At 40.0% G+C, this 10,122-nt stretch carries 12 protein-coding genes and 1 tRNA gene; 4 read left to right on the plus strand and 9 right to left on the minus strand.

Annotated elements, in window-relative coordinates; all coding sequences use genetic code 11:
• The 3 genes from tatC to CH377_RS19240 form a co-directional block, all read left to right on the plus strand.
• Positions 1–681: twin-arginine translocase subunit TatC (tatC, locus tag CH377_RS19230; RefSeq protein ID WP_100725353.1), on the plus strand; the 681-nt coding region annotated here is incomplete at its 5' end.
• Position 682: 1 nt separating this feature from the next.
• The gene (gene rktP, locus CH377_RS19235; protein ID WP_100725354.1) at positions 683–1,783 is read left to right on the plus strand and encodes an Arg-Lys translocation region protein phosphatase RktP; all 1,101 of its coding nucleotides are present in this window, start codon (positions 683–685) and stop codon (positions 1,781–1,783) included.
• Between the two features lie 173 nt (positions 1,784–1,956).
• Positions 1,957–3,003, plus strand: a complete 1,047-nt coding sequence (locus CH377_RS19240; protein ID WP_100725355.1) for an NAD(P)-dependent alcohol dehydrogenase — start codon at positions 1,957–1,959, stop codon at positions 3,001–3,003.
• Positions 3,004–3,070: 67 nt separating this feature from the next.
• Here the strand turns inward: CH377_RS19240 and clpX are convergent, their stop codons facing one another.
• The 8 genes from clpX to CH377_RS19280 form a co-directional block, all read right to left on the minus strand.
• Positions 3,071–4,342, minus strand: coding sequence for an ATP-dependent Clp protease ATP-binding subunit ClpX (gene clpX / locus CH377_RS19245; protein ID WP_100725356.1), 1,272 nt, complete (start codon positions 4,340–4,342; stop codon positions 3,071–3,073).
• 12 nt (positions 4,343–4,354) lie between these two features.
• Entirely contained in the window at positions 4,355–4,948 is a 594-nt protein-coding gene (gene clpP / locus CH377_RS19250; protein ID WP_008592146.1) for an ATP-dependent Clp endopeptidase proteolytic subunit ClpP, read from the minus strand.
• The gene (gene tig / locus CH377_RS19255) at positions 4,939–6,327 is read right to left on the minus strand and encodes a trigger factor (RefSeq protein WP_100725357.1); all 1,389 of its coding nucleotides are present in this window, start codon (positions 6,325–6,327) and stop codon (positions 4,939–4,941) included. Before tig ends, clpP begins: the two co-directional genes overlap by 10 nt.
• Positions 6,328–6,364: 37 nt before the next feature.
• Positions 6,365–6,436 (minus strand) — tRNA-Gly (locus CH377_RS19260).
• A gap of 62 nt (positions 6,437–6,498) precedes the next feature.
• The gene (locus CH377_RS19265; protein ID WP_100725358.1) at positions 6,499–7,110 is read right to left on the minus strand and encodes a molybdenum cofactor guanylyltransferase; all 612 of its coding nucleotides are present in this window, start codon (positions 7,108–7,110) and stop codon (positions 6,499–6,501) included.
• Positions 7,097–7,534, minus strand: a complete 438-nt coding sequence (locus tag CH377_RS19270; RefSeq protein ID WP_100725359.1) for a molybdenum cofactor biosynthesis protein MoaE — start codon at positions 7,532–7,534, stop codon at positions 7,097–7,099. Before CH377_RS19270 ends, CH377_RS19265 begins: the two co-directional genes overlap by 14 nt.
• 1 nt (position 7,535) lies before the next feature.
• On the minus strand, positions 7,536–7,778 hold the full coding sequence (locus CH377_RS19275; RefSeq protein WP_100725360.1) for a MoaD/ThiS family protein: 243 nt from the start codon (positions 7,776–7,778) through the stop codon (positions 7,536–7,538).
• The gene (locus CH377_RS19280) at positions 7,779–8,723 is read right to left on the minus strand and encodes a radical SAM protein (RefSeq protein WP_100725362.1); all 945 of its coding nucleotides are present in this window, start codon (positions 8,721–8,723) and stop codon (positions 7,779–7,781) included.
• A 79-nt stretch (positions 8,724–8,802) separates the two neighbouring features.
• On the opposite strand from CH377_RS19280, the gene CH377_RS19285 reads away from it, so the two are divergent.
• The gene (locus tag CH377_RS19285; RefSeq protein WP_100725361.1) at positions 8,803–9,861 is read left to right on the plus strand and encodes a HesA/MoeB/ThiF family protein; all 1,059 of its coding nucleotides are present in this window, start codon (positions 8,803–8,805) and stop codon (positions 9,859–9,861) included.
• A gap of 44 nt (positions 9,862–9,905) precedes the next feature.
• Here CH377_RS19285 and CH377_RS19820 read toward each other — a convergent pair.
• On the minus strand, positions 9,906–10,122 hold a 217-nt coding region (locus CH377_RS19820), incomplete at its 5' end, for a hypothetical protein (RefSeq protein WP_208859771.1).

A 10,122-nucleotide genomic window follows, 5' to 3' on the forward strand; every position in this document is an offset into this window, starting at 1 on the left:
CTACGTTCCGTACTAATTCGTTCTATTCTGGTATTCACTGTTTTCTTCGTGGTAGCTTTATATTTCGGAGAAGAACTTCATAAGATAGTTATTAAACCGTACAAGAACATTTTGGGAGAATCTGCAACATTCTACCAAATCAAACTCATGGCTCCTTTCATGGTTTATCTAAGAACAGGGTTTATGGTTTCTATCTTGATCACCTTCCCTTTCGCCCTGGCCTTTTTATGGGGATTTGTTTCTCCAGCCTTAGAACCAAGAACCGCAAGACTCGGAAAAGCACTCATTGCATTTTCTACGATTCTGTTTTGGTTAGGGGTCTGGTTATGCTGGGCACAAGCATTCGAAAGTTTTCTAAAAATATTTTTAGTCACAGTCCGCCCGCTTGATATTGAAACCAGGCTTCCTATAGATGAATACTATGACGTATTCTTCAATATGCATTTAATCTTCGGATTGTCTTTTCAACTTCCTGTGATCATGGTGTTATTAGCTGCGGTCGGGATATTAAAACTTTCCTTCTTACTCAAACATTGGAGAGAAGCATTCATAGGGATCGCATTTGCAGCAGCGGTATTATCTCCTGGACCCGATGTGATTTCCATGTTAATGTTATTCGTCCCATTATTGGTCCTATTTGGGATCTCATTGGTACTAATCGCAATCATAGAGAGAAAATGAATTGTTTCCGAATCTTCAATCCAAACATAAATTAGCATTCGCCTCTTTTACCGCTTCTTTTGTATTATTTTTATCTTATCTACTTTTGGATGATTTTCTTTTCGGGGAAGAGATCAGAAAAGAATTAAGAGCATTTGTTTGGATCCGGCTTGGAGTCGGACTTTCCTTTTCCATTGTACTTGGATTTCTCACCTACTTTCTTATAAATTTAAGTTTTAAATCTCTCAAATCAATTTCTCAACTTTTGCAGAATTGGTCCCAAGACGTATATGAAGATTCCGGAGAATCAGAAAGAGGCGATGAATTAGGAGAGCTTGCTCGACATTTCCGCATTGCCCTTTACCAGAAAAAAACTAAAGAAGAAACTGTTTCTCAAGAATCCTTAAACAAAAAGGAAAGAGAACTTTCGGACAAGATCCAAAAATTTTTCCATAAGATCAGACTTCATAAGATCAAAAACCTGGACATCACTGTTTTTCCCCGTTCCTCCGATAGCGGGGAATCAGACTATGCAAATATCATTCCGACTGCTGACGGCTGTTTCGGAGTATTGGCAGGTTTTCCGAATCACGGAGCAATCGAATCTTCTTTCAAGGCAAGAATAGAAGGTATGATCTCGCTCGCTCAGGAAACCACAGGTCTGAGGGGAGAAGATCTACTTTATAAAATAGATAGAGCTCTCAGATCCACACCCATCTCTTATCTAAATCTTACATTATTTTATTTAGAAACTAGAAATGGAGAAGCGGGTATACTCCAGTTCCAAAAACTGCCTGCACTTGTTCAAAAAAGTGGAAAAACGAATATATTACCGATCTCTAAACAAGTATTCTACGATTTCAGAAGTTCTACAAGAGATGTAAAAAAGATCCAAATCAGGCCTGGAGAATATTTGGTCTTCCTGAGTGATAGACTGACCGAACTTACTAGCTCAGCAGGAGTCGCCCCACTTCTGATCCAACTCCAAAACTGGAGTGCAGGCAGAGATTATAAAAACTCTAGGGAACTTACATTGGACTTCGGAAGATTTTTAGAAATGGAATCCGGCAAAAAAGGACTATCCAAAGCGGCAATCCTTACTGTTGGAAGAGTTAGAGATTAAACCACAGACCACAGCCTAATATAATTTTTCCGAAATAATAGAAAAAGTAAAACAGTTCTCCTTGTAGTCTGTCTAATCTCCTGAAAAATCAGTTCGGAAATTCGCCGAATCCGATTTTCGAATTTCTCACCACTTGAAATTCATCCAATATTCCAAAACAAACGAGGAAGAAAATGATCCAAGCAAAAGGTTATGCCGCCGCTATTGCAAAGGCTCCTTTAGCACCTTTTCAATTCGATAGAAGAGATGCAAAAGAAGAAGATGTAGTCATCGATATTCAATACTGTGGTATCTGTCATTCGGATATACACCAGGCAAGAGACGAATGGGGAGGATCTATATTCCCAATGGTTCCGGGCCACGAGATCACAGGTGTTGTTTCCAAAGTCGGTTCAAAGGTTACCAAATTTAAAGTAGGAGATAAGGTAGGAGTCGGATGTTTTGTAGACTCTTGTAGAGAATGTGAACATTGCAAAGCAGGCTTGGAACAATTCTGTGAAACCGGAATGAGCGCCACTTATAATGGAAGAGAGCAGGATAGAAAAACCCCGACCTATGGCGGATATTCAAATAAGATCGTTGTAGATCAAAATTATGTATTAAGAATTCCTGATAATCTTCCTTTGGATGCTGCGGCTCCCCTACTTTGTGCAGGGATCACTCTATATTCTCCGCTTGCTCATTGGAAAGCGGGCCCTGGCAAAAAAGTAGCCATCATTGGACTTGGTGGCCTAGGTCATATGGGTGTAAAAATCGCTCATGCTTTAGGCGCAGAAGTTACAGTACTAAGCCAATCCAATAAAAAAGAAGCAGATGCAAAACGTCTAGGCGCGGACCATTTTTATGCTACTTCAGAAAAAAGCACGTTCAGCAAACTAAGAGGAAGTTTTGATCTGATCATCAATACTGTTTCTATGCCTTTGGACTGGAATGCTTACCTAAGTTTATTAAGAGTAGACGGTTCTATGGTTGTGGTTGGTGTTCCAGAGGAACAAGTACCGATCGGGGCATTCTCTTTGATCGGCGGCCGTAAAAGTCTGGCAGGCTCTCTAATCGGAGGGATCGCCGAAACACAGGAGATGTTAGATTTCTGCGGAAAGCATAATATCACCAGTGATATAGAACTAATCTCCATCCAAAAAGTAAACGATGCTTACGAAAGGGTCGTTAAAAGTGATGTACGTTACAGATTTGTGATAGATATCGCTAGCTTAAATTAAAACAAAGTTTCGCACGGAGTCACGGAGTTTAAGCTCTTCTCCGTGGCCTCTGTGCGAAATCGTGTTATTAAGCGATTTTTGGTTCTTTTTTCAGAACTAGTTTAGGAGGTTTGGTTCCGGTTACTGCATCTTCAGTGATGATCACTTCTTCTACATCTTTACGAGAAGGAATTTCATACATCAGATCCAGCATTAGATTTTCCACAATAGCGCGTAGTCCTCTAGCTCCGGATGCTCTTTCAATTGCAAGCTGAGCGATCTTGTCAATCGCAGCTTCTTCAAAGGAAAGTTTTACATTTTCCATTTCTAGGATCTTAGTGTACTGGCGTAAGATTGCGTTTTTAGGCTCTTTGAAAATACGTTTGAGCATTTCTACACTTAAATCTTGCAGAGTAGCGATCACCGGCATACGGCCGATAAACTCAGGGATCAGTCCGAACTTCATCAAGTCTTCAGGGATTACTCGAGCTAAAATTTCACCTTTGCTCTCGTCTCTTAAGATTTTGCCGTCTTTTTCATCGCTACCGAATCCGATTGTTTTTACACCGGTTCTGGTTTTGATGATATTATCCAGGTCAACGAATGCTCCACCTAGAATAAATAGGATATTTTTAGTATCTACTTGCAGATATTCCTGGTGAGGATGTTTTCTTCCACCCTGAGGAGGAACGTTCGCTACGGTTCCTTCTATAATTTTTAAAAGTGCTTGTTGTACACCTTCTCCACTCACGTCTCTTGTGATGGATGCGCTGTCAGATTTGCGAGCGATCTTATCTACTTCGTCTATATAGATGATCCCGATCTCCGCTTTTTTGATATCATTGTCTGCGTTTTGGATCAGCTTGAGGATGATGTTTTCGACATCTTCTCCTACGTATCCAGCTTCGGTAAGTGCAGTAGCATCTACGATCGCAAATGGAACCTTGATGATCTTCGCAAGAGTTTGAGCGAGTAAGGTTTTTCCGGAACCTGTAGGTCCAATTAGAAGAATATTCGATTTTTCTAATTCGATATCAGCTTTTTTGTCTTTAAGATAAATTCTTTTATAGTGATTATAAACAGCAACGGACAAAGCTTTTTTAGCATGGTCTTGTCCGATTACGTATTGGTCTAGGATCGCTTTGATCGCTGCAGGATTAGGGACTTCTCCCAAAAGTTCTGTGCGTTCTTTTTCCTGCTCAGGTTCTTCCGCAATAATCTCATTACAAAGTGAGATACATTCGTCGCAAATATAAACACCTGGACCGGCAACCAGTCGTTTTACGGAGTCTTGTTCTTTTCCGCAGAACGAACAAAATAATTTTTGTTTATTATTGGTTCCGGTCGGTTTTTTTGCCACGGGATCCCCCTATCAGTTCTTTTGACGCTCTATAGAAATTACAGAATCGATGATCCCGTATTTTTGGGCCTCTTCTGGAGTCATGTAAAGATCCCTTTCGGTATCCTTTTGCACTTCTTCCACAGATTTGCCTGTGTGTTTAGCGTACAAACCGTTTAACACCTGTTTTAATTTCAGAACTTCCTTAGCTTGGATAGCGATATCAGAAGCCTGGCCGGTTGCTCCTCCGGTTGGTTGGTGCATCATAATTCTGGAATGAGGAAGAGCGGACCTTTTGCCCTTTGCCCCGCCTGCCAGAAGAAGTGCCGCCATAGAAGAAGCCTGACCAATACAAAGTGTACGAACGTCTGCCTTAATATACTGCATAGTGTCGTAAATGGCAAGCCCGGAAGATACATATCCGCCTGGGGAATTCAGGTATAAGTAGATGTCCCTGTCTGGATTTTCCGCGTCCAGGAACAGTAGTTGTGCGATGATCACGTTTGCGTAATCGTCAGAAATTGCGTCACCTAGAAAGATAATTCTGTCCTTTAAGAGGCGGGAAAATACGTCATACCGCATTTCTCCGCGTCCGGTTTGCTCTATAACTGTAGGAATTATTGCCATACTTCTCCAGTTTCCTTATTAGAAAGGAATTCCTTTAGCTGACGGATACTCATCTTCTCGTTGTATTTCTTTTCTACAAGCTGGAAGAGGGTATCGTCTATCTTTTTTGCTAAAAAATTGTCCCGGTAAGTTTCCAGAAGTTTACCTTTTTCCAATTCTTTTTTAAAATCGGCGTCAGGCATACCATATCTTGAGGCAAGGGTCGAGATTTCGCGGTCGAAATCCTCGTCCGTTAAAACAATATTCTCCGTAGATGCCAGTTTCTGTCTGGAGAAGTATCCTTTGAGTCTATTTTCCGCGATGGTTTTAAAGGAATCCCTAACTTCTTCTAAAGGTTTTCCCACCATTTCCGCGTATTTTTCGATACTTGGGATCTGTTCTTTAGGAATTCTGGCCTGGCCTCTTCCTAAAACATCCTGCATCATATTCTGATACACGTGTTCTGATTCTTCGGTAAGATATGACTCAGGGAATACAAACTTGGAATCTGCTACCAGTTCCTTGTAAATCTCTTCCATCTTCTTATTTTTTACAGCTTCAGTATAATTCTTTTGAAGATCGGTTTTGACCTTATCTTTCAAAACTTGTAAAGAAGAAGATCCGTCATATTCGCTCGCCAGATCATCGTCCAGTTCAGGAAGGACCTCTTTGTAGATCGCCTTTAAGGTCATGGCGAATTCCATTTTTTTGCCGGCCAGATCTTCTCTTGGATAATCGTTAGGGTAAGTATAGGAGAAGTTTTTGGTCTCTCCAGTCTTGATGCCGTACAGGTTGTCGTCAAAACCAGGAAGATTATTAGCTTCTCCTAATTTATAATCACTTGAACCGTTTTTAGCGTTTTTAGGCTCCTGCCCGTCTTCCTTCACTTCGAATTCCATATCTACGATGTCGCCGTTCTCGGCTCCTTCGCTTGGCTCTCTCAGAAGTTTTCTAGCAAGTTGTTTACGAACAAACTGAAGTTCCTCGGTGATATCCTCGTCGGTCACTTGTACTTCAGGAAGTTTGATCTTGATCTTTTTGTATTTCCCTAAGGAAACTTCCGGATCAGTATCATAGACCGCAGTTGCCACTAAACTTTTTTCAGGAACATAGTCCTCTACAGTAAATTTAGGGAAACGTACAATCTTGTGTTCCAGCTTCCCGGAAAGGTCACTGACAGTTTCTAATAATAGAAGATTGATTGCGTCGTTCGCTACCGAGTCTCCCAAATGGCGTTTTACCATTTCGATCGGTGCTTTTCCGGGACGGAAACCCGGGATCTTGAGATCCTTTTGTTTTTCTTTATAAGTCTTTTCGAACGCCTTTTCTAGATCGTTCTTATCAAAGGTTAACTTAAGGTCTACGGATGCGTTTTGATTTTTCTTTGTCTTGAATTCCATGGTCTCAGAAGACAGAAGGCGGAGGACGACTTCTGTAAGCGGGAAACGGGATTCGAACCCGCGACCCCCTCCTTGGCAAGGAGGTGCTCTACCACTGAGCTATTCCCGCATGGTTGGTAGAACCATGTTTTCTCTCCCAAACCCCATGTAAATCGGTTTTTGATCGGAAACTTAGGACTTTGGGAGGTTTAGGTCCTCGGGAGAATTTAGGTTGATAAAGGAGGATTTTTCCATTTCTGGAATATCCAAAAGACTAGGATTTCCATTTTCTATTAGAGTTTTAGGAGAAAATGAATTTAATCTGCCTTCTTCAAATTCTTGGAATAAAAAGCGTAGGTATTCGGAAGAATAAAGACCGCATAACGGTTCAACCCCTTCTTCAGTTTGGTAAAAAACTCCTGAACCTACCATTTCTTTTTTTGAATATAATCTAGCTAAAGTTTTGGTCCTCATATAAGGAAGATCAACCGCTAATACCAAAAATTTTTTTATATTAGGATCGTTTTGGAAAAGAAGGAAGGAACTGAGAATACCTTGTAGCGGGCCTTCTATGCCTGAGATCGAGTCGGAAACCAGAAACTCATTCGAAACATGTTTGGAATATTCTACCCTTTGTTCTTCTCGAATAGAGACTAATACATTCTTACATAGGAATTTTAGTTTTTTATAAGATTCTAAAAGGAAAAATTTTTGGCTTTTTAAAGATAAGAAGGATTTATCCCTTCCCATTCTGGAACTTTTTCCACCTGCAAGCACGATCCCTACGGAATCAATGGCTCTCATGTACACAGCCCTTCGACCACTCGGAAGAACCGTCAAAATAAAATTCCTTTTTCCAGATCGGGACCTCGTGTTTTACTCGGTCTATGATATAACGATTGGATTCATAAGCCTCTGCCCTATGTATGGATCCTGTTTCTACTATCACTGCAATCTCAGAAATTCCTAATTTTCCGACTCTATGTATACAGTTTGTATAAAGAAGGTCCCATTTTTTTCGAGCATCCGCAAGAATATTCAAGATCATCTCGTTTGCCATAGGAGCATATGCTTCGTATTCCAGATGAGTGACCTTCTTTCCTTCATTTAGATTTCGGACAATCCCTGAGAACACCACAAGACCACCCATTTCAGGAATATCAGGTAACTCTGAAGAAACAAAAATGGGAGAAGAAGATATATGAGAATAGGATTCTAAAACGGACATATCAACCGCCACTAGAAGGAGGAAGTACTGCCACCACCGAACCTTCCTTCAAAATAAAATCATCACTTACAATGGATTGGTTCACTGCAAATCTACTAACTTTTAAAATAGATTCTGAACCTGGGTTTTTTCGAGTAAGAATTTCACGAAGATGGACAATAGAATCCCCTTCGGAAACTTCTATTTTTTTAAGATCCGGAAAATGATCTTTGACTGCGGCGAAAAACAAAAGTTGAATATCCATCTACCCGCCTATATATTTCATAGAAAGTTCACTTCCGGTAAACTCGTTTTTTTTGGTTTTCATGGCAAGATCTAAGGAATTCTCTAATTCAGATTCATCTTCCGAAACAGCGAAAGATCGAAAATCACTTAAACATCCGTAAATTTTTCCCAGATGATCCATCCTAAGACGATTACAACCATCGCAGAAAGGTTCCGTATGATTTGCGATAATCCCGAATCTATAATTTTCAGCGGTGCTATAATATTTTGCAGTAGATTCGATCGGAGTGATTTCAGGTTCAAAATCGAATTCTAAACTTAACTCTTCTTTTATTTTTGCAGCGGAAAAGAATAACTCGGAATGTTTTGCCCTAAGAGGTCCCATCTTCATTAATTCCAAATAACGGATCGGAAGATTTCTTTCTCCCGCCCATCGAAGAAGTGGACGGATCTGTTCTTCATTATAACCTTTTAATACAGTACAGTTGAGTTTAACTTCCAATCCTTCTTGGATTGCTTCTTCTATCCTATTTAATAAACGAATTACGGGAAGATTTTTGCCGGAGATGAGAGAAAAAGATTCCTGAGAAAGCGAATCCAAGGAAAAATTCATTCTATCCAAACCTGCAAGTCTTAGATCTCGAATGAGACCGTCTCTGAAAAATCCGTTGGAGGTAAGTGCAATATTCGGGATCTTCTCCTCTTTAGCCACTCGAACAAGACTTGGAAGATCTTTATGAAGAGTTGGCTCTCCTCCAGTCAAATGAATCTCTTTGATAGAAATTTTACGGGAAAGAAGAAGTATATTTTTACGAAGAAGTTCGGCACTCAAAAAGGAACCATTTGTTCCTTCTCCATTTAATGCAGTACCAGGAGCACAATATACACAGCCGAATCCGCAAGAGGATGTAACACTCACTCTAAGCACTTCGAATTTTCGACCGTAAGCATCCACGATGTCCAAGCTTACCATACCCGGACACTTATGAAAGCCAATTAAAAAGTCTTGTCGGGTATGTGAAAATATAAGATGCTTTCCTTGGATGAGTCCGGAACAGAAAAAGTATTTCTCCAGACAAACTAAACTGCCTTTTTTAGGCGAATCTGGTCAAAACAAACTTCTCCAAAAATCAGCATTGGTGATTGGTCTCGGAGGCTTAGGCTCCCCTGCTTCCTTACATTTAGCAACTGCAGGAGTTGGAAGGATCGGACTTTGGGATTTTGATACCGTAGAATTGAGTAACCTTCACAGGCAAACCGCATTCACTCTCTCCGATATTGGCAGAAAGAAAACGGATACCACCAAGGAATATATACAAGCCAGAGTCCCGGGGATCCAATTAGAAACATTTACCGAAGTTTTTTCAGAAAGAATAGATCCAAGTATATTCAAAAATTGGGATATTATTTTGGATTGCACGGATCAGATCCAAGCAAAGTATACGATCAACCGATTCTGCATCCAAAACTTCAAACCACTTGTAACTGCTTCCGTTTTTAGGACAAGTGCGCAAGTAGCAATCTTCTCACCTCATGGAAAACCATGTTATAAATGTTTGTATCCAAATTTAGAAGGATCCGAACTTCTTTCCTGCGAAGACGGAGGAGTTTTAGGAGTACAAACTGCGATTGCAGGTTTATACCAAGCTTCCTTTGCAATCCAGCATCTACTATTTCCTGAAAAATCTCCAACTCAATCTGCATTCCAATTGGAATGGGAATCTCCTCTACTTTATGAAACTTTTTTGAAAGCAGATCCAAATTGTACTGAATGTGGCTCTGGCAAAAGAGAAGAAATTTTCAGAGAAGAGATCGATCTAAAAGATTGGAAAGAATGGAAGAAGAATCCGAAATATATTCTGTTAGATGTGCGAGAACCAGAAGAAAGAAAAGAAACTCCGATAGTAGATTCTATATTTTCACCTCTTTCCGAACTTTCTATAAATACTGCATCCGGTCTTTCTAAAGAAAAAATCTATATTACGATTTGTGAATCAGGGATTCGTTCCAGGAAAGCGGCTAAAATCCTAAAGGAAGCGGGACTTACTGCTTATTCTCTTCACGGTGGAAGAAAAATTTTGGTTTTAGAGGAAATTCTTTAAATACGATAACTTTTATCAGAAGATTTTAGGCTCTATCATTATATCTACATTACAGAATAAGCAAATACGCCCGCTATTATATAAACGATTCCAGATTGTAGTAAAAATCGAGAAACAAATATTCCTGACAGACGGAGAGATAAACTGTTTCTCTTATCATTTAATTTTTCCTTTATTTCTTCCATTGAATATTGATCGTAACAAATGTTCTGCCGGATTTTTCCACAAATGTAGTCGTGAGCAAAGCTTCCCCGGGATACC

Source organism: Leptospira haakeii, assembly GCF_002812045.1.
Classification (GTDB): domain Bacteria; phylum Spirochaetota; class Leptospiria; order Leptospirales; family Leptospiraceae; genus Leptospira_B; species Leptospira_B haakeii.